The organism is Streptomyces sp. NPDC023838 (genome assembly GCF_040639555.1).
In the GTDB taxonomy this organism is placed as follows: domain Bacteria; phylum Actinomycetota; class Actinomycetes; order Streptomycetales; family Streptomycetaceae; genus Streptomyces.
This window is the reverse complement of record NZ_JBFAAD010000018.1, coordinates 24,506-51,071: the sequence shown is the minus strand read 5'-3', so window position 1 is coordinate 51,071 and position 26,566 is coordinate 24,506. Positions and strand designations below refer to the sequence as shown.

At 71.8% G+C, this 26,566-nt stretch carries 21 protein-coding genes and 1 tRNA gene; 11 read left to right on the top strand and 11 right to left on the bottom strand.

Annotated features, from left to right (window positions below; genetic code table 11):
• Window positions 1-16: 16 nt before the first annotated feature.
• Entirely contained in the window at window positions 17-496 is a 480-nt protein-coding gene (locus tag AB0G17_RS22065) for a RidA family protein (RefSeq protein WP_361385271.1), read from the bottom strand.
• Entirely contained in the window at window positions 493-654 is a 162-nt protein-coding gene (locus AB0G17_RS22060; protein ID WP_003975360.1) for a DUF4177 domain-containing protein, read from the bottom strand. The genes AB0G17_RS22065 and AB0G17_RS22060 overlap by 4 nt, the downstream gene beginning before the upstream one ends.
• Window positions 655-726: 72 nt before the next feature.
• On the opposite strand from AB0G17_RS22060, the gene AB0G17_RS22055 reads away from it, so the two are divergent.
• Window positions 727-1,689 carry an ArsA-related P-loop ATPase gene (locus AB0G17_RS22055; protein WP_361385268.1) on the top strand — a complete coding sequence of 321 codons (963 nt, stop codon included), beginning with the start codon at window positions 727-729 and terminating at the stop codon, window positions 1,687-1,689.
• A gap of 26 nt (window positions 1,690-1,715) precedes the next feature.
• Entirely contained in the window at window positions 1,716-3,086 is a 1,371-nt protein-coding gene (locus AB0G17_RS22050) for an ArsA family ATPase (RefSeq protein WP_361385564.1), read from the top strand.
• Between the two features lie 49 nt (window positions 3,087-3,135).
• Here AB0G17_RS22050 and AB0G17_RS22045 read toward each other — a convergent pair whose 3' ends face one another.
• Window positions 3,136-3,501, bottom strand: coding sequence for a WhiB family transcriptional regulator (locus AB0G17_RS22045; RefSeq protein WP_266981110.1), 366 nt, complete (start codon window positions 3,499-3,501; stop codon window positions 3,136-3,138).
• A gap of 405 nt (window positions 3,502-3,906) precedes the next feature.
• Here AB0G17_RS22045 and AB0G17_RS22040 point away from each other — a divergent pair, with 405 nt between their 5' ends.
• Window positions 3,907-6,159 (top strand): transglycosylase domain-containing protein, encoded by a 2,253-nt coding sequence (locus AB0G17_RS22040; protein WP_361385265.1) that lies wholly within the window; start codon window positions 3,907-3,909, stop codon window positions 6,157-6,159.
• 349 nt (window positions 6,160-6,508) lie between these two features.
• Here the strand turns inward: AB0G17_RS22040 and AB0G17_RS22035 are convergent, their stop codons facing one another.
• Window positions 6,509-6,973 (bottom strand): GatB/YqeY domain-containing protein, encoded by a 465-nt coding sequence (locus AB0G17_RS22035; RefSeq protein WP_361385262.1) that lies wholly within the window; start codon window positions 6,971-6,973, stop codon window positions 6,509-6,511.
• 156 nt (window positions 6,974-7,129) lie between these two features.
• On the opposite strand from AB0G17_RS22035, the gene AB0G17_RS22030 reads away from it, so the two are divergent.
• Complete coding sequence (locus AB0G17_RS22030) at window positions 7,130-8,068, top strand: metallophosphoesterase (protein ID WP_361385259.1); 939 nt, start codon at window positions 7,130-7,132, stop codon at window positions 8,066-8,068.
• 435 nt (window positions 8,069-8,503) lie between these two features.
• Window positions 8,504-8,577: transfer RNA gene (locus tag AB0G17_RS22025), tRNA-Pro, on the top strand.
• Window positions 8,578-8,887: 310 nt separating this feature from the next.
• On the opposite strand, the gene AB0G17_RS22020 is transcribed toward AB0G17_RS22025, so the two are convergent.
• Both AB0G17_RS22020 and AB0G17_RS22015 read right to left on the bottom strand, forming a co-directional pair.
• Window positions 8,888-9,064: a hypothetical protein gene (locus AB0G17_RS22020; RefSeq protein WP_361385256.1), complete on the bottom strand. Its 177-nt coding sequence runs from the start codon at window positions 9,062-9,064 to the stop codon at window positions 8,888-8,890.
• A 9-nt stretch (window positions 9,065-9,073) separates the two neighbouring features.
• On the bottom strand, window positions 9,074-9,694 hold the full coding sequence (locus tag AB0G17_RS22015; protein WP_361385253.1) for a hypothetical protein: 621 nt from the start codon (window positions 9,692-9,694) through the stop codon (window positions 9,074-9,076).
• A gap of 549 nt (window positions 9,695-10,243) precedes the next feature.
• Here AB0G17_RS22015 and AB0G17_RS22010 point away from each other — a divergent pair.
• Entirely contained in the window at window positions 10,244-10,558 is a 315-nt protein-coding gene (locus AB0G17_RS22010; protein WP_361385250.1) for a hypothetical protein, read from the top strand.
• Window positions 10,559-10,601: 43 nt separating this feature from the next.
• Here AB0G17_RS22010 and AB0G17_RS22005 read toward each other — a convergent pair whose 3' ends face one another.
• Window positions 10,602-12,140 (bottom strand): SulP family inorganic anion transporter, encoded by a 1,539-nt coding sequence (locus tag AB0G17_RS22005; protein WP_361385247.1) that lies wholly within the window; start codon window positions 12,138-12,140, stop codon window positions 10,602-10,604.
• A 627-nt stretch (window positions 12,141-12,767) separates the two neighbouring features.
• On the opposite strand from AB0G17_RS22005, the gene AB0G17_RS22000 reads away from it, so the two are divergent.
• Complete coding sequence (locus AB0G17_RS22000; protein WP_361385244.1) at window positions 12,768-15,140, top strand: MMPL family transporter; 2,373 nt, start codon at window positions 12,768-12,770, stop codon at window positions 15,138-15,140.
• 240 nt (window positions 15,141-15,380) lie between these two features.
• Here the strand turns inward: AB0G17_RS22000 and AB0G17_RS21995 are convergent, their stop codons facing one another.
• Window positions 15,381-17,246, bottom strand: coding sequence for a S8 family serine peptidase (locus AB0G17_RS21995; RefSeq protein WP_361385241.1), 1,866 nt, complete (start codon window positions 17,244-17,246; stop codon window positions 15,381-15,383).
• Between the two features lie 264 nt (window positions 17,247-17,510).
• Between AB0G17_RS21995 and AB0G17_RS21990 the strand changes: the two genes are divergently transcribed.
• Both AB0G17_RS21990 and AB0G17_RS21985 read left to right on the top strand, forming a co-directional pair.
• Complete coding sequence (locus AB0G17_RS21990; RefSeq protein ID WP_361385239.1) at window positions 17,511-18,206, top strand: TetR/AcrR family transcriptional regulator; 696 nt, start codon at window positions 17,511-17,513, stop codon at window positions 18,204-18,206.
• A 24-nt stretch (window positions 18,207-18,230) separates the two neighbouring features.
• Window positions 18,231-19,892 carry an FAD-binding dehydrogenase gene (locus AB0G17_RS21985; protein WP_361385236.1) on the top strand — a complete coding sequence of 554 codons (1,662 nt, stop codon included), beginning with the start codon at window positions 18,231-18,233 and terminating at the stop codon, window positions 19,890-19,892.
• Window positions 19,893-19,925: 33 nt separating this feature from the next.
• On the opposite strand, the gene AB0G17_RS21980 is transcribed toward AB0G17_RS21985, so the two are convergent.
• The 3 genes from AB0G17_RS21980 to AB0G17_RS21970 form a co-directional block, all read right to left on the bottom strand.
• Window positions 19,926-20,498 (bottom strand): hypothetical protein, encoded by a 573-nt coding sequence (locus AB0G17_RS21980; RefSeq protein ID WP_361385233.1) that lies wholly within the window; start codon window positions 20,496-20,498, stop codon window positions 19,926-19,928.
• Window positions 20,499-20,712: 214 nt separating this feature from the next.
• Window positions 20,713-22,251, bottom strand: coding sequence for an alkaline phosphatase (locus tag AB0G17_RS21975; protein ID WP_361385230.1), 1,539 nt, complete (start codon window positions 22,249-22,251; stop codon window positions 20,713-20,715).
• Window positions 22,252-22,355: 104 nt separating this feature from the next.
• Entirely contained in the window at window positions 22,356-23,870 is a 1,515-nt protein-coding gene (locus AB0G17_RS21970; protein ID WP_361385227.1) for an LCP family protein, read from the bottom strand.
• Window positions 23,871-23,970: 100 nt separating this feature from the next.
• Here AB0G17_RS21970 and tatA point away from each other — a divergent pair, with 100 nt between their 5' ends.
• Together tatA and AB0G17_RS21960 are read left to right on the top strand one after the other, a co-directional pair.
• Complete coding sequence (gene tatA / locus AB0G17_RS21965; protein ID WP_361385225.1) at window positions 23,971-24,195, top strand: Sec-independent protein translocase subunit TatA; 225 nt, start codon at window positions 23,971-23,973, stop codon at window positions 24,193-24,195.
• Window positions 24,196-24,396: 201 nt separating this feature from the next.
• Complete coding sequence (locus AB0G17_RS21960) at window positions 24,397-26,205, top strand: prolyl oligopeptidase family serine peptidase (RefSeq protein WP_361385222.1); 1,809 nt, start codon at window positions 24,397-24,399, stop codon at window positions 26,203-26,205.
• Window positions 26,206-26,566: the final 361 nt, after the last annotated feature.

The following is a 26,566-nucleotide window of genomic DNA, read 5'->3' as shown; positions in this document are numbered from 1 at the left end:
CCCGGCGGTCAGTCCGTCAGTCCGTCAGTTCGACCTGGAGCTCGACCTCGACCGGCGCGTCCAGGGGAAGCACCGCGACGCCGACCGCGCTGCGCGCGTGGACGCCCTTGTCGCCCAGGACCGCCCCCAGCAGTTCACTCGCCCCGTTGATCACGGACGGCTGGCCCGTGAAGTCGCTCGCCGAGGCGACGAACCCCACGACCTTCACCACGCGCGCGATCCGGTCGAGGTCACCCGCGACCGACTTCACCGCCGCGAGAGCGTTCAGCGCACAGATCCGCGCCGCGTCCTTCGCCTCCTCGGCCGTGACCTCCGCGCCCACCTTGCCGGTCAGCGTGAGCTTGCCCTCGACCATCGGCAGCTGCCCGGCCGTGTACACGTACACACCCGACCGTACGGCCGGCTGGTACGCGGCCAGCGGCGGCACGACCTCCGGCAGCGTCAGGCCGAGTTCGGCCAGCTTCGCCTCCACCACACCTGCGCCGGCGCCGCTCATGCCTGCTTCTCCCGCTTCAGGTAGGCCACCAGCTGCTCGGGGTTGTTCGGCCCGGGGACGACCTGGACCAGCTCCCAGCCGTCCTCGCCCCAGGTGTCCAGAATCTGCTTGGTCGCGTGCACGAGAAGGGGCACGGTCGCGTATTCCCACTTGGTCATGTGGCCGACTGTAGCCGCTGGCGGAGGCAGCCTCATGCGTAGGCCGCCCGGGGACTGGTTAGGCTCGACGACGTGAGCAGGCTCCAGGTCGTCAGCGGCAAGGGCGGTACCGGCAAGACCACGGTCGCCGCAGCCCTCGCGCTCGCCCTCGCGACGGAGGGCAAGCGCACGCTCCTCGTCGAGGTCGAGGGCAGACAGGGCATCGCACAGCTCTTCGAGACGGAGGCCTTTCCGTACGAGGAGCGGAAGATCGCCGTGGCGCCCGGCGGCGGGGAGGTGCACGCGCTGGCGATCGACGCCGAGCGGGCCCTGCTCGACTACCTCCAGATGTTCTACAAGCTGGGCTCGGCCGGCCGCGCCCTGAAGAAGCTCGGCGCCATCGACTTCGCCACCACCATCGCCCCGGGCGTCCGCGACGTCCTGCTGACCGGCAAGGCGTGCGAAGCCGTCAGGCGTAAGGACAGGCAGGGGCGGTACGCGTACGACCATGTGGTCATGGACGCCCCGCCCACCGGGCGGATCACCCGCTTCCTCAACGTCAACGACGAGGTCGCCGGGCTCGCCAAGATCGGCCCGATACACAACCAGGCGCAGGCCGTGATGCGGGTGCTCAAGTCCCCCGAGACGGCCGTGCACCTGGTGACGCTCCTGGAGGAGATGCCGGTCCAGGAGACCGCCGACGGGATCGCCGAGCTGCGCGCCGCCGAGCTGCCGACCGGCGCCGTGATCGTGAACATGGTCCGCCCGCACCTGCTCGACGAGGAGGCGGTCCGGGGCGTCACCGGCGACCGGCGCAAGGAGGTCGCCAAGGCGCTCACCCGCGCCGGGATCACCGGCTCGGCCAAGCTGGTCACACCGCTGCTCCAGGAGGCCGCCGAGCACGCCGAGCGGGTGGAGCTGGAGCGCGAGCAGCGGGCGGTGGTGGGCGGGTTGGGGCTTCCGGCGTACGAACTGCCGCTGATCGGCGAGGGAATGGACCTGGCCGGGCTCTACCGCCTGGCCGCACGACTGCGAAGGCTCGGGGTGGGGAAGTGAGCGGGGACGTGAGTGCGGACGTGACCATGGACGCGGCCGCGCCGCTCGACATCGACCCCCTGCTCGACGACCCGAAGACGCGGATCGTGGTGTGCTGCGGCTCCGGCGGGGTCGGCAAGACCACGACGGCGGCGGCCCTCGGACTGCGGGCCGCCGAGCGCGGCCGCAAGGTGGTCGTGCTGACCATCGACCCGGCCCGCCGGCTCGCCCAGTCCATGGGCATCGACTCGCTGGACAACACCCCGCGCCGGGTCAAGGGCGTCGACGGCGACGGCGAGCTGCACGCCATGATGCTCGACATGAAGCGGACCTTCGACGAGATCGTCGAGGCGCACGCGGACCCCGAGCGCGCCCGGGCGATCCTCTCCAACCCCTTCTACCAGTCCCTGTCGGCCGGCTTCGCGGGCACGCAGGAGTACATGGCGATGGAGAAGCTGGGCCAGCTGCGGGCGCGCGACGCGTGGGACCTGATCATCGTGGACACCCCGCCGTCGCGCTCGGCCCTCGACTTCCTGGACGCGCCGAAGCGGCTGGGGTCGTTCCTGGACGGCAAGTTCATCCGGCTGCTGATGGCCCCCGCCAAGATGGGCGGCCGGGCCGGGATGAAGTTCCTCAACGTCGGCATGTCGATGATGACGGGCACGCTCGGCAAACTGCTCGGCGGCCAGCTGCTGCGGGACGTGCAGACCTTCGTGGCGGCGATGGACACGATGTTCGGCGGGTTCCGCACCCGCGCGGACGCCACGTACCGGCTGCTCCAGGCCCCCGGCACCGCGTTCCTCGTGGTCGCCGCGCCGGAGCGGGACGCGCTGCGCGAGGCCGCGTACTTCGTGGAGCGGCTGGCGGCCGACTCGATGCCGCTGGCCGGGCTCGTACTCAACCGGGTGCACGGCAGCGGCGCGTCCCGGCTGTCGGCCGAGCGTGCGCTCGCGGCGGCGGAGCACCTGGAGGAGGGCCCCGGGGAGGGGCCCGGGGAGGGACCTGGGGAGAGTCCCGGGGAACATCCTCCTGGGGAAAACCCTTCTGGGGAAAATCTTGTCGACGGCCGCATTGTCGATCAGGGGCCCGGGAAGGCTGAGGATCGTGGCACCGGTGGTTCCTCTCCCGAAGCTCCCTCAGCTCTCTCCCCCACCGGTCCCGAAGACGAAGACGGCGGTCCCGAGGACCAGGACGGCGTGTCGGTCGACCGGCTGACCGCCGGTCTCCTGCGCCTGCACGCCGAACGGATGCAGGTGCTCGCCCGCGAACAGCGCACGCGCGACCGCTTCACCGCGCTCCACCCCGAAGTCCCGGTGGCCGAAGTGGCCGCCCTGCCCGGCGACGTACACGATCTCGCCGGGCTCCGGGCCATCGGGGAACGGCTCGCGGCCCAGGAGGAACAGGCCGGAGCACTCTGATGCGCACGTGTCGTACGTCTCGTACGTACGCGCGTCGTACCGCCGTGGGCTACCCCACGGCCGCGTACGTCTCGTCCACGGCGTGCCGGTAGGCGTACGCCTCCTCGTCGTCCATGCCCACGGGCAGGATGCCCGTGCTGCGCTCGTACTCCGTACGCGCCGTCTCCAGGAGACGCCGCCAGGACGTGACGGTGGGCCGGCGGCGCAGCAGTGCGCGGCGCTCCCGCTCCGTCATTCCGCCCCACACGCCGAATTCGACGCGGTTGTCCAGTGCGTCCGCGAGGCACTCGGTCCGCACCGGACATCCGGTGCACACCGCCTTCGCCCTGTTCTGAGCCGCACCCTGTACGAACAGTTCGTCCGGATCGGTAGTGCGGCAGGCTGCCTGCGCACTCCAGTCGGTTACCCAGCCCATGCCGGCGCCGTCCTCTCCCGAATCGAGGCTCCCCCACGGCGGCAGCGGCATATTCACCGCTGCCAGTTGAGGACGTTACGGAAGGTGGGCACAGCGCAACACCCCCTTCGGGCCCAATCTTGAATGGCCCGAACGGACTATGCGTACGCGGCAGATCACCCAACGGAGTGAGCGGGGGACAAACGTGAGAAACCCGACCAAGCGGGACGTTCCAGTTGAGCCACAACGGACGCCTGATGACCCATGAGGCGTAAACGGGCGGCGAATCCGGGCCAGCCGCCCCTTGCGAGAGCCGAACAGCAATAAACATCGACTTGATGCGCAACCGCACTGCTGTGACAGTTGAGGGCAGCTTAGGCCAGAGCATTGACCCGTGTCCGGCGAATCAGAACGTAGGCTGCCCCCATGGCAAAGAAGCGCTCGGGCGGTGGTCTGACCGGGACCCAGCAGGCCGCCAAGTTCGTCGGGGTGAGTGTGCTCTCCGGAGCGGTGCTCGCGGGCATCGCGCTGCCGGCGTTCGGCGTGCTGGGGCTCGCGGCCAAGGGCACGGTCGAGGGGTTCGACGAGATCCCCGCCAATCTGAAGACCCCGCCGCTGAGTCAGCGCACCTCGATCCTGGACGCCAGGGGCGGTCAGATCGCGACGGTGTACTCGCGCGACCGCACGGTGGTCCCGCTCGCGGACATCTCCCCGTACATGCAGAAGGCGATCGTCGCGATCGAGGACTCGCGCTTCTACGAGCACGGCGCGATCGACCTCAAGGGCGTGCTGCGCGCGCTGAACAAGAACGCCACGTCGGGCGGGGTGGCCCAGGGCGCCTCCACCCTCACCCAGCAGTACGTGAAGAACGTCTTCGTGGAGGAGGCCGGCGACGACCCCGACAAGGTCGCCGAGGCCACCCAGCAGACGCTCGGCCGCAAGGTCAAGGAGCTCAAGTACGCGATCCAGGTCGAGGAGGAGCTCGGCAAGAAGAAGATCCTGGAGAACTACCTCAACATCACGTTCTTCGGGCAGCAGGCGTACGGCGTCGAGGCCGCCGCCAAGCGCTACTTCTCCAAGCCGGCCAAGGACCTGAAGCTGGAGGAGGCCGCCATGCTGGCGGGCATCGTCCAGTCGCCGAGCCGGTACGACCCGGTCAACGACGCGCAGGAGGCCAAGAAGCGCCGCGACACGGTCCTGCAGCGGATGGCCGACATGAAGGACGTCTCGCAGGCCGAGGCGGACCGCGCCAAGGCCACGCCGATCAAGCTGAAGGTCTCCAAGCCGAAGAACGGCTGCATCACGGCCGTCAGCGGCGCGGGCTTCTTCTGCGACTACGTGCGCGAGGTCTTCCTCTCCGACCCGGTCTTCGGCAAGACCAAGGAGGAGCGGGCCAAGCTGTGGAACCAGGGCGGCCTGACGGTCCGTACGACCCTGGACCCGCAGGCCCAGCAGTCCGCCCAGGCCTCCATCAAGAACCACGTCTACCAGTCGGACAAGGTCGCCACGGCCGTCACCCTGGTCCAGCCCGGCACCGGCAAGATCATGGCGATGGGCCAGTCGCGTCCGTACGGCTTCGGGACGAACGAGACGCAGATCAACTTCTCGGTGAACAAGCAGATGGGCGGCTCGAACTACGGCTTCCCGGTCGGTTCGACGTTCAAGCCGTTCCTGGCCGCCGCCGCGATCGAGGGCGGCAAGCCGCCGACGCAGCAGTACCCGTCGCCGTTCGAGATGGACTACCCGACGACCGTGCAGACGTGCAGCGGCAAGCCGTGGGTGAACGTCAACAACGAGTCGCTGGAGAACGAGAACGAGTCCGAGCACGGGCCGTACCCGCTGAAGACGGCGATGGAGAAGTCCGTCAACACGTACTTCGTGCAGATGCTCGGTGAGATCGGCATGTGCCCGGTCGCGCAGATGACCGACAAGCTGCACGTGGTGCAGGGCAACGGCGCGAAGCTCCCGATGGTGCCGTCCGCCCTGACGCTGGGCTCCACCGGTATCTCCCCGCTGAACATGGCGAGCGCGTACGCGGCCTTCGCCAACCGGGGCACGTACTGCACGCCGGTCGCCATCGAGTCGATCAAGAAGCCGGACGGCACGGCGCTGCCGGTGCCGAAGTCCTCGTGCAGCCAGGCGATGTCCCAGACCACGGCGGACAGCATCAACACGCTGCTGCGCGGTGTGACCGACTCCGGTACGGGCGCGCTGGCGGGCCTCTCGGACCGCGACAACGCGGGCAAGACCGGCACCACCGACCAGCGCAAGAACGCCTGGTTCGTCGGCTACACGCCGAACTTGTCCGGCGCGGTGTGGGTCGGCAGCCCGACGCAGAGCGTCGAGATGGAGAACATCACGATCGGCGGCGTGTACAAGGAGAAGGTGTACGGCGGTGAGGTCCCCGGACCGATCTGGAAGGACGCCATGACGGGCGCCCTCTCCGGCCTGCCGGCCCCCAACTTCGTGAGGGTCGACATCCCCGACCCCCAGCCCAAGGACCCGCCGGCGGACACGGACGACCCCGACGCCAACGCCAAGGGCAAGGGCAAGGGCGGCAAGAAGCACCGCCCCGGCGGCGGCGACAACAAGCCGGGCGGCATCACGGTCCCGCCGAACCCCAACATCTCGATCCCGCCGGGAGTGATCGGCGGGGCGATCGGGGGGAACTGGCCGTAGGGGGTCCGGCGGGGCGGCGGGCGGCTGGGCGAAGGCCGCGCGCGCACGTACGTAGAAGGGGCGCCCGGGAGATCCCGGGCGCCCCTTCTTGTGTGGGTGCGCGGCGCGTCTTACGTACGGGTGCGGCGCGTCTCACGTACGGGTGCGGCCCGTCTCACGGACGGGAGCGGGCCGCCGTACGGGTGCGCGGGTGCGGCCCGTCTCACGGACGGGAGCGGGCCGCCGTACGGGTGCGCGGGTGCGGCCCGTCTTACGGACGGGAGCGGGCCGCCGTACGGGTGCGCGGGTGCGGCCCGTCTTCCGTACAGACGGGGCCCGTCCTACGTACGTACGCGCGCATATGGGCTGGTCAGCCCGCCAGGAGGCGCTTCACGGTCGCCGCGACGCGGCCGCCGTCCGCCAGCCCGGCCACCTTCGGGTTCACGATCTTCATCACGGCCCCCATGGCCCGCGGCCCCTCGGCGCCCGCGGCCCTGGCCTCCTCGACGGCCTGGCCGACGATGTCGTCCAGCTCCGCGTCGGACAGCTGCTTCGGCAGGTACGCGTCGAGGATCTCGCCCTCGGCCCGCTCCTTCGCCGCCGACTCCGTGCGGCCGCCCTGCTCGAACGCGTCGGCCGCCTCACGCCGCTTCTTCGCCTCCTTGGCGATCACCTTCAGCACCTCGTCGTCGGAGAGCTCGCGCGCGCTCTTGCCCGCGACCTCCTCCTTGGCGATGGCGGTGAGGGTCAGTCGCAGCGTCGACGAGCGCAGCTCGTCACGCGCCTTCATGGCGGTGGTGAGGTCGTCCTTGAGCGTGGCCTTGAGCGTGGTCATGCGCCCAGTGTGGCAGGTGGCGAGCCCGGGGCGCGTGCCAGTTTCGCGCCGGGAGCGCGGGTACGGGCGTGCGCGGGGCGCGGGCGGGGGCGCACGGAAGATCTTCAGGCGACCCGCGAAGACCGTAGGCATACGTACGTCTGCAACGATGGGCGCATGCGCGCGCGATACGGGATTCCACTGAAAACGACGGCCGCGATCACCGCGATCGGCGCGGCCGGCATCGCCTACGCGGCGGGCTTCGAAGCCCGCTCCTTCCGGCTGCGGCGCGTATCGGTCCCGGTGCTGCCGAGAGGCACACGTCCCCTGCGCGTACTCCAGGTCTCGGACATCCACATGGTCGGCGGCCAGCGCAAGAAGCGCGCGTGGCTGCAGTCGCTGGCGGGGCTGCGCCCGGACTTCGTGGTCAACACGGGCGACAACCTGTCGGACCCGGAGGGTGTGCCGGAGGTCCTGGACGCGCTGGGCCCGCTGATGGACTTCCCCGGCGTGTACGTCTTCGGCTCGAACGACTACTACGGCCCCAAGCTGCGCAACCCGGCCCGCTACCTGCTGGAGAAGGCCCAGGGCAAGCACGGCCTGAACGGCAACGCGCCCGCCGTCGGCGTCGTCCACAACCCGTGGGAGGAGCTGCGGGACGCGTTCGACACGGCGGGCTGGGTCGGCCTCAACAACGCGCGGGGCCTCCTGAAGCTGGACGGCCTGGAGCTGGCGTTCACGGGCCTGGACGACCCGCACATCAAGCGGGACCGGTACGCGAAGGTGGACGGCGGCCCGGAGGCGGACGCGGACCTGTCGATCGCGGTGGTCCACGCCCCGTACCTGCGCTCCCTGGACGCGTTCACGGCCGATGGCTACCCACTGATCCTGGCCGGCCACACCCACGGCGGCCAGCTGTGCATCCCCTTCTACGGGGCCCTGGTCACCAACTGCGACCTGGACACGGACCGCGTGAAGGGCCTCTCGACACACGAGGCGGCCGGCAACCGTGCGTACCTGCACGTCTCAGCGGGCTGCGGCACGAACCGCTACACCCCGGTCCGCTTCGCTTGCCCTCCGGAGGCGACGCTGTTGACGTTGACGGCGAGGGGGTGACGGCGCGTGGCGGGCGCCGCTGCTGAGGTTGACGGCGGGGGGACGGCGCCTGGCGGGCGCCGCCGCTGAGGTTGACGGCGGGGGGATGGCCGGGGGCCCGCGCTCCTGCCGCTGACGTTGACGGCGCGGGGGTGACGGTCGGGGGAGACGGCGTTCCCGAGCCTGACGGCGCCGCTCCCCGGTCCCCGGGGGTCGGCGCTTGCCCCGGCCCGGATGCGGCGCTCCCGACGGATGCGGCACTCCCGCCCCTGACACCCCGCGCCTGACGGGGCCCCGGAGGCCGCGTTCCCGACCCGGACGGCCCGCGCCTGACCGGCCCCCGGAGGCCGCGCTCCCGCCCCTGACGGCCCGCGTGTGACGGCCCCCGAAACCGGATTTCGTCTCCGGCCGCCGGTGGGCTAAAGTAAACGACGTCGCCGCGACAACCGGTGACATCGGGGTGTAGCGCAGCTTGGCAGCGCGCTTCGTTCGGGACGAAGAGGTCGTGGGTTCAAATCCCGCCACCCCGACAGCTGTAAGACCAGGTCAGGGGCCTGATCCGCGAAAGCGGGTCAGGCCCCTGAGTGGTTCCGGAGATCGTTTTGGGAGCCGGGCTCGGCCGCGACCCCCGTGCCACCTACCAGCAGTTGCAGCGCCGGCTCGACCTGCCGGTCTATGCGCTGCCCGCGGGGCCGGCGCCCTGCAAAGCACGTGTGGCACCTCTCTGTGCGGGCCAGCCCGGAGGACCCGGTCCTGTCCGACGAGGACTGGGCCGCCATGGGCCCTTCCCGCAGAGCGTTCCTGCGGAAAGGGCCCACCCGTGCTCGGTGCTCCCATGAGTCAATGGCGCTGCTTGCTGTTCTTCACCGGCCAGCGCAGTACGTCCCTGATCCGCCACCACAGCTTGCGGGCGCGCGGGGTCTCAGTGGAGTAGCTGGTGCCGAACCAGATGTTGTCCGCACTGCGCCCCAATGGGGTGCCTTCTGGCGAGTACCGCTTGGGGGGTTGTTCGACCATGCGACTCTCCTACGGATTCGGAGCCCTGGTCCCGCATCCCTTGCGCAGATCGTTGTCGGAGCGGGTCTTGGGGCCCCAGCCGATACCGCTGGCGTAGCCCTGCATCACAGGGTAGTAGGTGTACGTGCCGCCGCCGTCGTTGCAGTCCGTCGACCAGCCGTAGTCGATGAAGCCGTTCGAGGTCAGGCTCGTGCCGTGCCAGTTGTTGTAGCCGCGCGGGCCGCTCCACGAGCTGCGCCACATCTGCGTCTGGAGCTTCTGGGAGCCGTACGACCCACTGCACACCTGCGACGTCTCCCACTGGAACCACGCACCGGCGCCGGCCCCGTGGAAGGAGACGTCCGAGATGTACACCGAACAGCTCGCCGCCGCCGGAGCGGCAGGCGCGGCGGGCTTGGCCTCACCGGCCTGGTAGGTGAAGGAGTACAGCTCGCCGTCCTTTGTCTTGCCCCACTCCCCGATCGTGGTCCCCGTCACCACGCGGTGTCCGTCCACCATCACGTGCCCAACTGCACTGTTCGAGTCGCCCGAGGCAGTCGGCGCCGCCACCGAGGCGGGGGTGCCGAAGCCCAGAACAGCGGCTGTCGCCAGGCCAACAGCCGCTACGGCCAGGGTTCGTGCTGTGCGCATGAGCGTTCCCCTTCCGTTGCTCTGCCGGTCGGTCAAACCGGCAGTGAGGGAACGTTAGTTCGACTTCTGTGTCCAGGGGGACACCCGTTGCGGGCTTGGCCAGATCGCCATCACCCCACCTGCACTGAGCCGACACTACGACTCAAAAGGGCAACGGATGCACCCCAGTCGCCACGACCACTACCTCGTACGGCCGTTGAAGCAACTGCTCGACCACGGACTCGACAGCATCGATGAGACGGTCGCCAACGCTATGGCAGGGGATGACGAAGCTGATACCTCCAGGGCCAGCGCTTGTCACCCTGTCTCCCTTCCCGCCCGTTCGCTGATCGGCTTCCCGCCGGCACCGACCCCCGGCCGGTCGGGCTCGTGTTGCTCCTCGTGCCGCGTGTGACGCAATGTGGACGGCGGACCTCAGGTCGCGCTCAAGTCCCTTGCCGGGGAGGGATCTTGGTTGGCAGGGTCTTGCTTGCCGGCTCCGCCGTCGGCCTGTCGGGCGGTCTCGTGACCCGCCCTGGGCAGCCTCTTCGCATTCCCCGGAGGAACCTCGTGTCGATCGGTAAGACGTCGTCCGTCCTCGTCCTGCGAGACGGGCCCGACATTCTTCAGGGCGTGCGAGAAGCCTTGGCCGCTGCAAGTCCCGAGGAGCGCGCCGGGCTGGAGCGGGCCGTTGGCATTGTCGAGGCTCAGTGCGCGCGTACGGAGGACGACGTTCTGGGGCAGTGGGTTCGAGGAGTTCTGGGCGTCGCGGGGCTCGATTCCCGGAGTGATCACGTCGCCTCCGTGATCGCGCTCCGCAAGGCCGTACCCGACCTCAGTCTGGTCGGGGCCCACCGTCTGGTGACGAGCGCGTTCGGTAAATAGGGCGAGCGGGCGCCGCTGCCCGGTGCCACGCCGTCGGGGGCGATCAGTTGCTCCCCGCCAATTCCCCGCTGAGCCGAGCGTGGATCTGTGCGCTCCGCTCGTTCAGCCCGACGATCTCGACGCTCTTGCCGCGCTGGGCGTACTTCGTCTCTATCGCGTCGAGGGCCGCGACCGAGGAGGCGTCCCAGATGTGGGCGGCCGTGAGGTCGATGGTGATCCTGTCGGGGTCCGTGGCGTAGTTGAACTGGCCTACCAAGTCGTTGGATGAGGCGAAGAACAGTTCGCCGGTGACCCGGTAGACCACCGTCGTGCCGTCGGGGTCGGCGACCGCGGTGACCTCAGCGACGTGGGCGACGCGCCTCGCGAAGATCACCATGGCGGCGATGGTGCCGACGACCACGCCGATGGCCAGGTTGTGGGTGGCGACCACACACGCGACGGTGATCAGCATGACGGCGATCTCGCCCGTGGGCATGCGCTTCAGGGTCTTCGGGGCGATGGAGTGCCAGTCGAACGTCGCGAACGACACCATCACCATCACCGCGACCAGAGCCGCCATGGGGATGTCCGAGACGACCGGGCCGAACGCGATACACAGCACCATCAGGAACGCGCCCGCCAGGAAGGTGGAGAGGCGGGTGCGGGCGCCGGAGACCCGTACGTTGATCATCGTCTGGCCGATCATGGCGCAGCCGCCCATGCCGCCGAAGAAGCCCGTGACGATGTTGGCGACGCCCTGGCCGATCGACTCGCGGGTCTTGGAGGAGTGCGTGTCGCTGATCTCGTCGACCAGCTTGGCCGTCATCAGCGACTCCATCAGGCCGACCAGCGCCATGGCGAGCGCGTACGGGGCGATGGTGGTGAGGGTGTCCAGGGTGAACGGCACGTCGGGCAGGCCCGGCACCGGCAGGGAGGACGGCAGGTCGCCCTTGTCGCCGACCGTCGGCACCGCGATTCCGGCCGCGACCGTGATGACCGTGAGGATCACGATGGATACGAGAGGGGCCGGGACCACCTTCGTCACCTTCGGGAAGAACACCATCAGCGCCAGGCCGCCGATGATCAGCGGGTAGACGACCCACGGCACGTCGTGCATCTCGGGGATCTGGGCCATGAAGACGAGGATGGCCAGCGAGTTGACGAAGCCGACCATGACGCTGCGCGGCACGAACCGCACCAGCTTCGCCACGCCCAGCGTGCCCAGAACGATCTGGAATACGCCGCCCAGGATGACGCAGGCGACCAGGTAGCCGAGGCCGTGCTCGCGGTTGAGCGGGGCGGTGACCAGGGCGACGGCGCCGGTGGCGGCCGAGATCATGGCCGGCCGGCCGCCCACGATCGCGATGGTCACGGCCATCGTGAAGGAGGTGAACAGCCCTATCGCCGGGTCGACCCCCGCGATGACCGAGAACGAGATCGCTTCGGGGATCAGGGCCAGGGCGACGACCAGGCCACCCAGGATCTCGGTGCGCCAGACCTTCGGATCGGACAGCCAGTCGGGCTTCAGACCCCGCAGACCCCGCAGACCCCGTAGCCCCCGCAGCCGGGCGGCCGGAGACAGCGCGGGCGTGGGCGTGGACATGGAGGGGGTCATGGGGGAGGGCGTGGACGGTGGCATGGACGAGGGCAAAGGAGACGGACCTGTCGTGCTCGGGCACGCCCGGCTGTATCCGGGGCGTACGTTTCGGGCGTGCGATGCGGCTTACGTTTCGGGGCGTACGTGAGGAGGACGGGGAAGCCGGGCGGCTTCGCGCCGCGGCCGCGAGCGGCGAGCAGCGAGCAGCGAGCGGAGTCCCTGCGCGGCGGCGCGCACCAGCCGGGGCACGGCCACGGGATCGGGATCGGGATCGGAATCGGGGCCGGGGCCGGGGCCGGGGCCGGGCCTGGCTCGCACCCACCAAGCTGCCGTGGAGCCGACCCGAAGACCCGAAGACCCGAAGACCCGAAGACCGAGGACCGAGGACCCGAAGGCCTCAAGCCCCGGGAGCCCCAGGCTCCCAAGACTCCCAAGAACCGAACCTTCACCAATTTACCGTCCCCCTCTCCCCCTGCCGCTCCCCCTGCCGCTGCCGCAAATGCCGTAACCGGACGTGCCGGTCCGCCTTCGGTCATTTGTGATGGGGACGTACGAGCCGAACTGGTGGGACGAGCCCTGGGACGAGCCGGCCCCCGCAGCGGCTGTGTGAGCACCCGGCGCCGTGGAGGACCCATGTCCGCACCATCCGCCCCATCCGCCCCCTCCCGGCCATCCTCCCTGGGATGGATGAGGCGGCTCGGGCAGTGGTGTGCCCGGCATTTCGTCGTGGTCATCTGTCTGTGGCTGGTCGCCGTGGGCGGGATGCAGGGGCTGAAGCACGCGTTCGGCGGAACGTACACCGACAACTTCTCGCTGCCCTCCACCCAGTCGCAGGAGGGTTTCGGCGTCTTCAAGGCGCACGATCCGGCCGCCGGTGGATACGGCACGCAGATCGTCCTGCACGACGCCCACGGCCCGCTGACCGGCGTACGCGATCAGGTCGACGGGGTCGTGAGCAGCCTGGGGCGGCTGCCGCACGTGGTGTCCGTACAGAATCCGCTGACCGCGCCCGTGCCGCCGTCGGGGCAGCCGGACACCGGGCCGCTGTCCAGGGACGCCGCCACCGGCTACCTCACCGTACGTTTCGACGTCCTGCCGGCCACGCTGGGCGCCTCGTACCTGGACGGGGTGGACCGGGCCGTGGCGCCGCTGCGCTCGGCGGGGGTGGAGGTCGAGTACGGCGGGCCGCTCGGCGAGCTCGCCCGGCCGGAGCCCAACGACCTGGTCAGCGAGCTGGTCGGATTCGCGGTGGCGGTCGTGGTGCTGCTCGTGGCGTTCGGCAGCGTCCTCGCCGCCGGGCTGCCGCTGGTGACGGCGCTGGTCGGGGTGGTCGTCGGGCTGGGGGCGCTGGGGCTGCTCGCGGCGGCGTTCACGCTCTCCACGGTCTCCCCGACGCTGGCCACGATGATCGGCCTCGGCGTGGGGATCGACTACGCGTTGTTCCTGCTCACCCGGCACCGCCAGCAGATCATGGACGGAATGGACCCGGCCGAGAGCGCGGGGCGGGCCGTGGCCACCAGCGGGCGGGCCGTCCTGGTCTCCGGCTGTACGGTCATCGTCGCCCTGGCGGGCCTGTGGTTCTCCGGCATCAGTTTCATCGGGAAGCTGGGCCTGGCGGCCATGATCACGGTGATCTCGGCGGTCCTTGCCGCGCTCACCCTCGTACCCGCCCTGCTCGGGCTGGTCGGGCGGCGGATCGATGCGTGGCACGTACGTACGCCGGTGGCAGAAGCCAGTACCGACGACGGGGACGGGACGGTCGGCGCGGTTGGCGCGGCCGGCGCGGTTGGCACGCCGCGCACAGTCGGCACGGCCGACACGGCCGACACGGCCGACACGACCCGCACGCCCCGCACGCCCCCCACAGCCGACACAGCCCGCACCCCGGCCGCCCACGGCTGGCGCGGCTACGCCCTGCGCGTCGAGCGGCGGCCCTGGTGGTTCCTGGCCGGTGGCATCCTCGTCATCGCCGTCCTGGCCATCCCCGTGTTCTCCATGCGGCTCGGGCACATCGGCGACGGCGCGGACCCCACGAGCTTCACCGACCGGCGCGCGTACGACCTCATGTCGCAGGCGTTCGGGCCCGGCTCGAACGGGCCGCTGACCATCGTCGTCGACCAGAGCGGGGTGCCGGACGCCGACCGGTCGGCGCTCGCGCAAACGGTGACCAAGGCCCTCACCGGTCTGCCCGACACGGCCTCGGTCTCCCCGCTCAAGCCGACCTCGGACGGGCAGGTGCTGGCCGCCACCCTCATCCCGAAGGCCGCGCCGCAGACGGCGACGACCACCGACCTCGTCAACCACCTGACCGGTGACGTCCTGCCCCAGGCGGTCTCCGGTACCGCCGCGCACGGCTATGTGACCGGGTCGACCGCCACCCAGGTCGACTTCGTCGACGTCCTCTCCAGCCGCCTCCCCCTGATCATCGGCGCGGTCGTGGCCCTGGCCTTCCTCATCATCCTGATCGTGTTCCGGGGGCTGCTGGTCGCCGTGAAGGCCGCGGTGCTCAACCTGGTGTCCATCGCCGCCTCGTACGGGGTCGTGGTCGCCGTCTTCCAGTGGGGCTGGGGCGGCCCGGCGCTCGGCGTCTCGGGCACGGTACCCATCGAGAGCTATGTGCCGATGATGATGTTCGCCATCGTGTTCGGCCTGAGCATGGACTACGAGATCTTCCTGCTCTCCCGCGTCCACGAACGCTGGCTGCGCACCGGCAACGCCGGGGAGAGCGTCGCGCACGCCCTGGAGATCACCGCCCGCGTCATCACCTGCGCGGCCCTGATCATGGCCACCGTCTTCGCCGCGTTCCTGCTCAGCGAGAACATCGTGGTCAAGATGCTCGCCCTGGGGCTGGCGGTGAGCGTCCTCGTCGACGCCACGGTGGTCCGCCTGCTCCTGGTCCCCGCCGTCATGACCCTCCTCGGCCGACGGGCCTGGTGGATGCCGGGGTGGCTGGGCCGGATCCTTCCGCACGTCGATGTGGAGGGGGAGGGCGAGGGGGGAGGGTAAGGGTGCCGGTTGAGGGTTCCGGTTGAAGGTTCCGGTTGAAGGTTCCGGTTGAAGGTTCCGCCCGCGTCCGGCCGCCCGGCCCGTGGGCGAACGGCGTCCGGCCGCCAGGCCCCGTGGGCGCACCGCGTCCGGCCGCCCAGCCCGTGGCCGAACCGCACCGGGCCGCCCAGCCGCCCGGCCCCGTGGGCGCACCGCGTCCGGCCGAACAGCCCCCGGGCGCACCGCTGAAGCCGTCCCGCCTCACCCCTCCCCCGTCACCCCCGTCACCGTCACCCCCGTCACCGTCACCCCCACCACCTCGCCCTCGTCCGTGTACCGGACGCGTACGGCGTGGTGGCCGGTCGCGAAGGCGGTGTGGATCGCCAGGCGGACGTGTGGTTCGGGGTCGGGGAGGGTGCGCCATGCCCCGTTCACATACAGGCGCAGGCGCGTGGCTCCGGCGTGCGGGCCGGGGCCGGAGCCGGGGTCGGGGCCGGGGCCGGGGTCGGGCAGAAGGTCGTCCCGGAAGCGTTCCGCCGGGCCCTCCGTGATCCGGCGCGGTACCAGGTCGGCCACCACGGCGCGCAGGTCCGGGCGGGTGCCGATGCGCTGCGAGGACGGGCGGCCCGGCGCCTCCCGCTGGGGCGAGCCGGTGCGGCGGAGCAGCTCGCGCAGGGGCTCGGGCGCCAGCGGGGCCAGGCCCGCCGTGCGCAGCATGCCCTGGAGCGAGGCGAGCACGCCCGCGATCTGCGCGGCCGCCGGTGACGTGCCGGAGAACGCGTCCGTGTACCAGGTCTCCTCCGACTGCCCGCCCCGCAGCTCGCCCGGCCGGTTCCAGAAGCCGCCCGCCGTGGTGACCTCGTGGCCCCAGCCCTGGGCGTCCACCCGCCTGCCGAAGTTGGAGAAGCCGAGGCGGGAGCGGTCGGGGCCGTGGTCGCGGCCGTGCGTGCCCGGCGGCGGGGCGCCCGCGCCGACCAGAATCGCGCCGGAGGAGGGGGCCGCCGGGTCGAACGGGTTGCGCCACCACTGCGGGAAGCCGTCCGGGCGCGCCTCGTACAGCGCGTCGTCCAGGCTCTCCGCGCCGTTGCCGGCCGCCTCGACGACCACCACGCCGCGCGCCGTCGCGTACCGTACGGCCGCGAAGTCGTCGGGCCACCACTCCAGCGGGATGTGCCCGCGCTGGTCGTCGTCGGCCGCGTACCCGAAGCGCGGGCCGGGGCGGTGCAGCGGGACCAGCACGATGTCGCCGGGGGTGAGGCGGTCGGCGGCGCAGGTGATGGCCCGGGCCGTGCCGATGCCGTGGATCGACGCGACCGCGAGGACGGCTTCCGGGACGATCCCGAGCGTGCCGCTGCCGGTGCGGCTGCCGCCGAGCACCCCGAGCACACCGGTGCCGTGGTTGCGCCAGGCCAGGTCCTCGACGGGGGTGCCCGCGACGATCCCGGCGAGCTTGGGGCCGAGGTCGCGGTGGCCGAGCTGCCACGCCGCCTCGACGTCGACGATGCTCACGCCCTCGCCGGAGCCGCCCGCCTGGAGCCACGCCCAGGCCGCGTCCATGCCGTGGGGCGCGGGCCCCAAGTGGCCCTGACGGGCGCTGAAGTCGGGGATCGCCCCCTCCTTCTCGCGGCTCCCCTCGTCACCTTCGCCGATACGGCCGTCGCCCCGCGTCCCGAACGGCCCCGTCGCCGGGAGCGCGCTCGGCTTCACGTACGCCGTCTCGATCCCGGGGAGCCCCGCGACCCGGGAGGCGAGCTCCTCCAGGCGGTCCTCGCCGCCGCGCACCCGGTGGAAGAGCGTGAGGTCGGGTACGCCCGCGCCGTGCCGGGGGAGCAGCGCCAGCGCCTCACGTACCCGGGCCTCACTGCCGAACAGCGGCTCCAGCGCCAGCTGTTGGTCCATCAGGAACATGGCCAGCGCCGACGACCCCGGGGCGCCCTCGGAGGCCCGCGCGTCCGCCACGGCGAGCTCCGGGCGCGCGACCACGATCAGCTCCCGCTCGACCGGGTGGTACGCGAAGCCCGCGCCCTCGGGCCCGGGATCCTGCGCCCCGGCCGCCCCGGCCGCCCCGGCCCCGGCCACACCGGCCACACCGGCCGCCGCACCAGCCGCACCGAGCGAGTCGTCCATGGCTCCCACTCCCCATCCCGCCGTGGCCGTGGCCGTGCCTCCGCCGGGGAGAACCCTGCTGCGGGGGCCCGGGCCTGTACAGGCCGCAATCTCGACAAAGGGCGAGGAGGCCGAATAAGGGGGACGGTAATGAGCCACGTCCGCCGACGGCCTCGCCTGCGGGGGTCCGGCGCGAATGCCCAGGCCACAGCGAACATCGAGGCCAGAGGCCTTGTCGATACACCGGCGTATCGGATACGTTCCCGTATCCAAGAGGGAGAACCCATGACCCCGATGACCCCCGCCCCCGTCACCCCCGCGGCCCCCGCGGCCGCCGTGACCACCGTCACCGACGCGGCCCCCGTGCCCCCCGTCTCCGACTCCAAGCGCGTCACCAGCCGCCGCGCCCGTACCCGGCGACGGCTGCTCGACTCGGCGCTCGACGTGTTCGCCGAGGAGGGGTTCGGCCGGTCCACCGTCGAGCAGATCTGCGAGCGGGCCGGATACACGCGCGGCGCCTTCTACTCGAACTTCACCTCGCTCGACGAGCTGTTCCTCGCCATGTGGGAGGAGCGCTCGGCCCGGCTGCTCGCCGATGTGCGCGCGGCCCTGGCCGAGGTGTCGGCGGCCGCGCCCGAGGACGCCGTACGGGCCGCGCTGCGGGCCATCCCGGTCGACGACGCCTGGTACCGGGTCACCGCCGAGTTCACCGCGCACGCCCTGCGCAACCCCGCCCTGCGGCGGGTGATGGCCGCCCGGGAGCAGGCGATCCAGGACGCCGTGCTGCCCGCCGTCGTGGAGGCGCTCGGACGCACCGGGCGCCGGGTGACCGACGAGGACGCGCTCGGGCAGGCGCTCGTCGCCGTCCACGACGGGACCGCCGTCCAGGTCCTGCTCGACCCCGGCAGCGAGGCCGTCCGCGCCCGCCGCGAGGCGCTCTTCCTGCACGTGCTCCAGGCCTACAGCACCGCAACCCCCTGACCTCTACCTCCCCAGGAGACCGCCGTGAGTGACGACGCCGATGTCATCGTCGTGGGAGCCGGCCTCGCCGGGCTCGTCGCCACGTACGAACTCGTCCGGGCGGGCCGCAAGGTGCTCGTCGTCGACCAGGAGAACGAGGCCAACCTCGGCGGCCAGGCCTTCTGGTCGCTCGGCGGCCTGTTCTTCGTCGACAGCCCCGAGCAGCGCCGCATGGGCGTCAAGGACTCGTACGACCTGGCGCTCGCCGACTGGATGGGCTCGGCCGGCTTCGACCGCGAGCGCGAGGACCACTGGCCGCGCCAGTGGGCGAAGGCGTACGTCAACTTCGCCGCCGGGGAGAAGCGGAGCTATCTCTACGGGCTCGGGCTGCGCGTGACGCCGACCGTCGGGTGGGCCGAGCGCGGCGCCGGCACGGCGGGCGGCCACGGCAACTCCGTGCCCCGGTTCCACCTCACCTGGGGCACCGGGCCCGAGGTCGTCCGGGTCTTTCGCGAACCGGTCCTGGAGGCCGCCGCGCGGGGGCTCGTGACCTTCAAGTACCGCCATCGCGTGGACGACCTGATCGTCGAGGGCGGGGCGGCGGTCGGGGTGCGTGGGAACGTGCTCGTGCCGTCCTCACAGCCGCGCGGCGTCGCCTCCTCGCGGGGCGCGGACGGCGAGTTCGAGCTGCGCGCGCAGGCCGTCGTCGTCACCTCCGGCGGCATCGGCGGCGACCACGACCTGGTCCGCAGGAACTGGCCGGTGGAGCGGATGGGGCCCGCGCCGCGCTCGATGGTGACCGGTGTGCCCGCGTACGTGGACGGGCGGATGCTCGGCATCACCGAGGGCGCGGGCGGCTCGATCGTCAACCGTGACCGCATGTGGCACTACACCGAGGGCCTGAAGAACTGGGACCCGATCTGGCCCGGCCACGGGATCCGGATCATCCCCGGGCCCTCCTCGCTGTGGCTGGACGCGACCGGGCGGCGGCTGCCCGCGCCGCTCTTCCCCGGCCACGACACCCTCGGCACGCTCAAGCACATCGTGGGGACCGGCCACGACCACACCTGGTTCGTGCTGACGCGGTCCATCGTGGAGAAGGAGTTCGCGCTCTCCGGCTCGGAGCAGAACCCCGACATCACCGGCAAGGACCTGAAGCTGGTGCTCTCGCGCGTACGCAAGGGGGCGCCTGGTCCCGTGCAGGCGTTCCTCGACCACGGCGAGGACTTCGTGGTCCGCCGCACCCTGCGCGACCTCGTCGACGGCATGAACGCGATCTCCCCCGGCCCCAAGCTCGAACTCGCCCAGGTGGAGCGGGAGATCCTGGCGCGCGACCGCGAGATCGACAACGGTTACGGCAAGGACTTCCAGGTCATGTCGATGCGCAACGCGCGCGCGTACTGGCCGGACCGCCTCACCCGGGTGGCGAAGCCGCACCGGCTGCTCGACCCGGCGCACGGGCCGCTCATTGCCGTACGGCTGCACGTGCTGACGCGCAAGACGCTCGGCGGCCTGGAGACGACGCTGGACTCGCAGGTCGTACGGCCGGACGGGACCCCGTTCGACGGGCTGTACGCGGCCGGTGAGGTCGCCGGGTTCGGCGGCGGCGGGGTGCACGGCTACAACGCGCTGGAGGGGACGTTCCTCGGCGGCTGCATCTTCTCGGGCCGGGCGGCGGGACGGGCGCTGGCGAGGAAGCTGGCGTGAGTGCCGGGTCTAGCCTCAACGGGGCGCTGAGCCCTACTCGTTGACCAGCACCGGTACGGACAGGACCGCGCTCGCCGGGGTCCCCTTCAGCGGGGACTTCGGCACGGCCGTGAAGTCGATGCCGGCACCCTCCGCGCGCGGTCCGGCGTGCCCGGCGGTGCCGTGGGCGGCCTCCCCCGCCTCGCCCTCCTCCGCGTACTGGAAGGAGCCGGTGCCGACCAGGTGGCCGCGCTCGTCGTAGAACGCGGCGCGCAGCTCCAGCGCGAGCACGTCGCTCACGTCGGAGGTGATGGCGAAGTGGCCGGTGACGGACGGCTTCTCGGCGGGCTCGCCGGAGAGCGTGAGCTTGGTGATCCGCACCCGGTCCGTGAACGGGCCCTGCTCCAGGCGCACTTCGCCCTTCGCCGGGACCTTGGCGAGGGTCGCGGCGGGCGCCGGGGCGCCGCTCGGCGCGGGGAAGGTGACGGCCGGGGCCGCCGCCTGCTCGGCCCGCGCGGGCCGCTGTCCGGCGTCGGCCTGGTCACCCTTGCCGCCGGAGCCCCCGCAGGCCGTGGTGAGGGCCAGGGCGGTCAGGGCGAGAGCGGCCAGACGGATCGAGCGGTTCACTGCGTACTCCAGCGGGATCGGGGCTGTGTCGGCGGGTGCGGGGCCGGGAGAGGGATGCTCCCCCGGCCCCTGGTGGGGCTGACCACGGCGGGTCAACCGCCCTGTGTATGCGATGGGTTGGGGCGACGTTTCACGTGAAACAGCTCGGCGGTTTCACGTGAAACAGGCTGGCGGTTTCACGTGAAACAGCGCGCCGCCAAACCGCTCTGCCGCGTCAGCCGCGCGGCGCCCGGCCGAAGAGCGAGCGGTACATCTTGCCGTACAGCTCCGTGTTGATGTGGCTCGCCGCGAACTTCTCGGCGCCCGGCCCGTACGCGTAGATCGGCACGTCGGCGCCGGTGTGGTTGCCGGAGAGGTAGGTCAGCCACAGGCTCGCCTCGGGGGTGCCGTCCTTGACGCCCGCCGGGTCGTCCGGCGTGCGGAAGGTCGCCGGGGCGAAGTTCTTGGTGTCACCGGAGCCCGCGCCGTTGAGGATGCCGGACGAGCGGACCGGGTCCTTGGCACCCGACTTCTCGCGCGAGGGCAGCGAGTTGTTCGCCGGGTTGCCCGCGTCCGTGTTGGCCGGGGGCGCGACGGACTCGGCGTTGGTGTAGGTGCCCTTCTCGATGATGTTGAAGCCCGCGCACTCGTGGTCGGCGGTCACGATGACCAGCGTGTGGCCGTCCTTCCTGGCGAAGTCGTACGCCGCCTTGACTGCGTCGTCGAACGCCTTGACCTCGGCGAGCGTCTGGGCGGCGTCGTTGGCGTGCGAGCGCTTGTCGATCTGGGCGCCCTCGATCTGGAGGAAGAAGCCCTTCTTGGAGCGGCCGTCGAGCAGGTCGATCGACTTCTTCGCCATGTCGGCGAGGGTCGGCTCCTGCTTCTGCGGGGCGTCCGCCGGGAGCCCGGCCTTGGCCTGCTCGACGGTGAGGTTGCCACGGTTGAAGAGGCCGACGACCTTCTTGCCCTTGACGCCGGCGAGGTCGGCCTTGGTGGCGACCTTCTGGCTGGCGGCGGTCTGGGCGGGCAGGCTCGGGTCGCCGAAGCTGCCGAGCACCTGGTAGCCCTGGGCCTGGAGGGCCTTCTGGTCGTCCGGCTCGAAGCGGGCGAGGCCGCCACCGAGGACGACGTCGGCGGTGCCGTTGCGCGCGATCTGCTCGGCGACCGGCGTGATCAGCGTCTTGTCCTCGGGGGCCTTCTCGTACGAGCCGTCCGCGTTCTTGGGCAGGCAGGCCGCGTCCGAGTAGACCGGGCCCTGGCAGCCGCGCAGCAGCACATGGCTGAACTGGGCGCCCGGGGTCGCGTCGGTGACCTCGGCGGTCGAGACGTTGCCCGTGGCGAAGCCCGCCTTCTTGGCCTGCTCCATCAGCGTGACGCGGCGCTTCTCGTACGCGTCCACGCCGAGCGCGGCGTTGTACGTCTTCACGCCGGACGACCAGGCGGTGGCCGAGCTCGCCGAGTCGGTGACGAGCGCGGGCTGGTCGGTGCCCTTCTCCACGGCGTACGTGGCGACCGCGCCGGTGAACGGCAGGCGCTCCATGTTCAGCTTGCCCTGGGCGCCGTAGTAGCGCTCGCGGCCGGCGGTGACATGGGTGCGGCCCATGCCGTCACCGAGCAGGTAGATGACGTTGTGTATCTCCTGGCCGTGGCCCGGGAACGGGCGGCCGCCGTGCTGCGGGGCGGAGTTGGCCGTGACGGCGCTGCCCGCCGCGACGGCGGAGGCCAGCGCCACCACCGTCAGCGCCTTGCGGCGCTTGTGTCCCATGGATCTCATGGCCGCGAAGCTATGAGCCGAAAATGAACGAGTTGTGAGGTGCGGGCGTACGGCGAACGAACGGCTTTGCCCTTCCGTGGTGTTGGTCTGCCCGTCCGCGTGCGCTATCCGTACGACAGGCCGGAGCAGATGTTGTCGTCGGCCGAGCGGGCCTTGTCCGCGACCTCGGAGGGGACGGCGGCGGGGGCGGCGGGGCCAGCCGTGGGGGCGGCCGCGTACGTCGAGCCGAGGATGACGCTGAGGCCCGCCGCCTTGGCCGGGCGCAGCAGCGCGCCGGGGAAGCGTTGGGCGAGCGCGTCGGCGTGGGCGCGCTCGCCCGGCCCGTACTCGATGACGGTGTGGACGAAGTCCTGGGTGGCGGCGGTCGCCGTGCCGGTGACCGTGTAGCCGTCCGCCTTCAGGGAGTCGGCGGCGCGGGCCGCCAGGCCCTTGGTGGTGGTGCCGTTGTAGACGGCGACGGCCACTCCGGCGCCCGACGGCGGGGCGGGCGGGGGGCTGGGGCTCGCCGCCTTGGCGTCGGACTGCTTGCCGCCCGCGTCCTCGCCGTCGACCGTGCGGTCCGCGCGCAGGGCCGCGAAGAGCGCGTCGGCCTGCGGCTTCACTATCGCCACGCGTGCGCCCTCGTACCGCCAGGGCAGGGTGACGAACTTGGTGTTGTGCAGGTCGATGCTCTTCATCGACATGGCGAAGGAGATCAGCTTGTCGGCCGAGCCGAGGCCCGGGTCGACGGTCATGGACTGGGTGGCGGCCTTGGCGAGCGGGAAGAGGGTGGTGGGACTGAGCCCCTTCGACTTGACCTTCTTCATGAGGCTGGAGATGAACGCCTGCTGGCGCTGGATGCGGCCGATGTCGGAGCCGTCACCTATGCCGTGCCGGATGCGTACGTAGTCGAGCGCCTTCTGGCCGGAGACGTCCTGGACACCCTTGGTGAACAGCCGCTCCCCGCGCGCGTGGCGGTTGGGGTTGAGGTCGCCCTCGTAGATGTCCTTGGGCACACAGACCTGGACGCCGCCGACGGCCTCGGTCATCTTGGCGAAGCCCGCGAAGTCCACGACGACGGTGTGGTCGACGCGCAGCCCGGTCAGCTTCTCGACGGTGTTCTGGGTGCAGGCCGGGTTGCCCTTGGCGGTGTCACCCACGGAGAACGCCGAGTTGAACATCACGTTGTGCTGGGGCTTGGTCCAGCTGCCGTTCGGCAGCTTGCAGGGCGGCACGTCGACCAGGGTGTCGCGGGGTATGGAGACGGCCGTGGCGTGGTGGTGGTCGGCGTGGACATGCATCAGGAACGCGGTGTCCGAGCGGCCGATGTCACCGCTGCCGTGGCCGTACTCGACGTTGTCGCCGGCCCGCGAGTCCGAGCCGACGACCAGGACGTTCTGTCCCTTGGCGGAGGCGGCCGGGCGGTCGCCGGAGACCCCGCCGTCGTCGAAGGTGCGGATGTCGCCGTTGAGCTGGAGGTAGAGCCAGCCGATCCCGGCCACGACGAGGACCAGGAAGGCCGCCAACACGGCCAGCACCAGACGCAGTCGGCCGCGTCTGCGCCGCCGGGCCGGGGGCGCGCCGACGGCGCCCTTCCGGCTCCCGCCGCGCGCGTGTCCCGCCTTGTGGCTGCCTGCCATCCGTACGCCCTGTCCCTGTCCGCTTGGTTGTACAGTTGCGCAATGTAGCAAGTCTTACTGAGAGATCCGAGAGGGTCGCCGAGACCGGAAGGACGACGGGATGTTCCTGCGCAATGGCTTGGAGCCCTGGCATCTGCTGATCGTTGCCGTGGTGCTGATCCTCCTCTTCGGCTCCAAGAAGCTGCCCGACACGGCCCGGGCCCTGGGCAAGTCGCTGCGGATCCTCAAGAGCGAGACGCGGGCGATGAAGGACGAGTCCGGCCGGGCCGACACGGCGCCGGGCACCGCGGCCGAGACCGCGCCCCGCACGATCCCGGGGGCCTGAACCTCCCGCGCCGCCCGCGCCGCCCTCACCGTCGCAGCGCCGTCGTAGCGCCGTCGTAGCGCCGTCGTAGCGCCGTCGTAGCGCCGTCGTAGCGCCGTCGTAGCGCCGTCGTAGCGCCGTCGTAGCGCCGTCGCAGTCCCGCCGTACGGACTTATCCACAGGCTGCGGACGATGTCGGCGCGGCGGCGCATGATGGGGTCCATGAACGAGATGCCGGAGTGGGAGAAGCGGTTCAGGGCGCCCCGGGTCGGGCTCCCCGACTGGGCGGAGGACGCCCCGGACCGCTCGCTGTTCGTGTCGAACGCGACGGGGACGTACGAGCTGTACGCATGGGACCGGGCGACCGGCGCCCAGCGCCAGGCGACGAACCGGCCGAACGGGACGACGGAGGGGGTGCTGACGCCGGACGGCGCATGGATCTGGTGGTTCAACGACACGGACGGGGACGAGTTCGGCGTGTGGATGCGCCAGCCGTTCGGCGGGGGCGACGACGAGCCGGCCGTGCCCGGCCTGGAGCCGTCCTACCCGGCGGGCCTCGCCCTGGGCCGGGACGGCACGGCGGTGGTCGGCCGCTGCACCGACGAGGACGGCACGACGGTCCACGTCGTCCGGCCCGGGGCCGCGCCCGTGGAGATCTACCGGCACCGCGAGTCGGCGGGCGTCGGCGACCTCTCGCACGACGGGACGCTGATCGCCCTGGAGCACACCGAGCACGGCGACGCGATGCACTCGGCGCTGCGCGTGGTCCGGCTCGACGGCTCCACGGCCGCCGAGCTCGACGACACCAAGGGCGGCGCGGAGGAGCTCGGCCTGGAGGTGCTCGGCTTCGCGCCGCTGCCCGGCGACACCCGGCTGCTGATCGCGCACCAGCGGCGGGGCCGCTGGGAGCCGATGGTGTGGGACGTGGCGTCCGGCGACGAGACCGAGCTCGCGCTCGAACTGCCCGGCGACGTCGCGGCGGAGTGGTACCCGGACGGCTCGGCGCTGCTCGTCGTCCACAGCTTCGAGGCCCGCAGCGAGCTGTTCCGGTACGACCTGGCGGCGGCCGAGCTGATCGAGGTGGAGACCCCTGCCGGTTCCGTCTCGAGCGCCACGGCCCGGCCCGACGGGACCGTGGAGTACCTGTGGTCGTCGGCGGCCCGGCCCTCCGAGGTGCGCTCCACGACCGGCGCGGTCGTCCTCGACCCGCCCGGCATGAAGGCGCCGGGGTCGGTCCCGGTGGAGGACGCGTGGGTGGAGGGTCCCGGGGGCCGCATCCACGCGCTGGTGCAGAAACCGGCCGGGTCCGGCCCGTTCCCGACGGTCTTCGACCTCCACGGCGGCCCGACCTGGCACGACAGCGACGCGTTCGCGGCGGGCCCGGCGGCCTGGCTGGACCACGGGTACGCGGTGGTGCGCGTCAACTACCGGGGCTCCACCGGGTACGGCAGGGAGTGGACGGACGCGCTCAAGCACCGGGTCGGGCTCATCGAGCTGGAGGACGTGGCGGCGGTGCGGGAGTGGGCGGTCTCGTCCGGCCTCGCCGACCCGTCCCGGCTGGTCCTGGCAGGCGCGTCCTGGGGCGGCTATCTGACCCTGCTGGGCCTGGGCACCCAGCCGGACGCGTGGGCACTGGGCCTCGCGGTGGTGCCGGTCGCGGACTACGTGACGGCGTACCACGACGAGATGGAAGCGCTGAAGGCGATGGACCGCACGCTGCTCGGCGGCACGCCGGAGGAGGTCCCGGAGCGCTTCGAGGCGTCGTCGCCCCTGACGTACGTGGACGCGGTGAAGGCTCCCGTCTACATCTCGGCGGGCGTCAACGACCCGCGCTGCCCGATCCGCCAGGTCGAGAACTATGTGGAGCGCCTGGCCGCGCGGGGCGCGGTGCACGAGGTGTACCGGTACGACGCGGGGCACGGCTCGCTGGTGGTGGAGGAACGGATCAAGCAGGTGCGGCTGGAGCTGGAGTTCGCGGCGAAGGTCCTGGGCACCGCCGCGCCCGGGACGGCGGGGGGTGGTGGCGCGTAGGCGCGTGCGCGGTCGGCGGGAACGGGGTGCGGCTCAGTGGGGTGCGCAGCCCGGCGGGAACGGGGCGGGGTGCGCAGCCCGGCGGGGCGCGGCCCGGCGGGAACGGGGTGCGGCTCAGCGGGGTGCGCGGCCCGGCGGGGCGGGGTGCGGCCCGGCGGGAACGGGGTGCGGCTCAGTGGGGTGCGCGGCCCGGCGGGGCGGGGTGCGGCCCGGCGGGAATGGGGTGCGCAGCCCGGCGGGAACGGGGTGCCGCTGCGCCCACCCGTGCCGCCCTTAGCGGCACGATTGCCCGCAGCGGCGCGGGCGACGGGCGACGGGCGGCGGGCGGCGGGCACCCCGCAGCCGCGCGGGCGGCAGGCAC

Coding starts and splice junctions, on each gene's coding strand:
- AB0G17_RS22050 (WP_361385564.1), top strand. CDS start 1,716: ATGGACGCGGCCGCGCCGCTCGACATCGACCCCCTGCTCGACGACCCG.
- AB0G17_RS22040 (WP_361385265.1), top strand. CDS start 3,907: ATGGCAAAGAAGCGCTCGGGCGGTGGTCTGACCGGGACCCAGCAGGCC.
- AB0G17_RS21970 (WP_361385227.1), bottom strand. CDS start 23,870: ATGGCAGGCAGCCACAAGGCGGGACACGCGCGCGGCGGGAGCCGGAAG.
- AB0G17_RS22045 (WP_266981110.1), bottom strand. CDS start 3,501: ATGGGCTGGGTAACCGACTGGAGTGCGCAGGCAGCCTGCCGCACTACC.
- AB0G17_RS21990 (WP_361385239.1), top strand. CDS start 17,511: ATGACCCCGATGACCCCCGCCCCCGTCACCCCCGCGGCCCCCGCGGCC.
- AB0G17_RS22065 (WP_361385271.1), bottom strand. CDS start 496: ATGAGCGGCGCCGGCGCAGGTGTGGTGGAGGCGAAGCTGGCCGAACTC.
- AB0G17_RS22030 (WP_361385259.1), top strand. CDS start 7,130: ATGCGCGCGCGATACGGGATTCCACTGAAAACGACGGCCGCGATCACC.
- AB0G17_RS22035 (WP_361385262.1), bottom strand. CDS start 6,973: ATGACCACGCTCAAGGCCACGCTCAAGGACGACCTCACCACCGCCATG.
- AB0G17_RS22020 (WP_361385256.1), bottom strand. CDS start 9,064: ATGGTCGAACAACCCCCCAAGCGGTACTCGCCAGAAGGCACCCCATTG.
- AB0G17_RS21960 (WP_361385222.1), top strand. CDS start 24,397: ATGAACGAGATGCCGGAGTGGGAGAAGCGGTTCAGGGCGCCCCGGGTC.
- AB0G17_RS22060 (WP_003975360.1), bottom strand. CDS start 654: ATGACCAAGTGGGAATACGCGACCGTGCCCCTTCTCGTGCACGCGACC.
- AB0G17_RS22000 (WP_361385244.1), top strand. CDS start 12,768: ATGTCCGCACCATCCGCCCCATCCGCCCCCTCCCGGCCATCCTCCCTG.
- AB0G17_RS22015 (WP_361385253.1), bottom strand. CDS start 9,694: ATGCGCACAGCACGAACCCTGGCCGTAGCGGCTGTTGGCCTGGCGACA.
- AB0G17_RS21995 (WP_361385241.1), bottom strand. CDS start 17,246: ATGGACGACTCGCTCGGTGCGGCTGGTGCGGCGGCCGGTGTGGCCGGT.
- AB0G17_RS22005 (WP_361385247.1), bottom strand. CDS start 12,140: ATGTCCACGCCCACGCCCGCGCTGTCTCCGGCCGCCCGGCTGCGGGGG.
- tatA (WP_361385225.1), top strand. CDS start 23,971: ATGTTCCTGCGCAATGGCTTGGAGCCCTGGCATCTGCTGATCGTTGCC.
- AB0G17_RS21975 (WP_361385230.1), bottom strand. CDS start 22,251: ATGAGATCCATGGGACACAAGCGCCGCAAGGCGCTGACGGTGGTGGCG.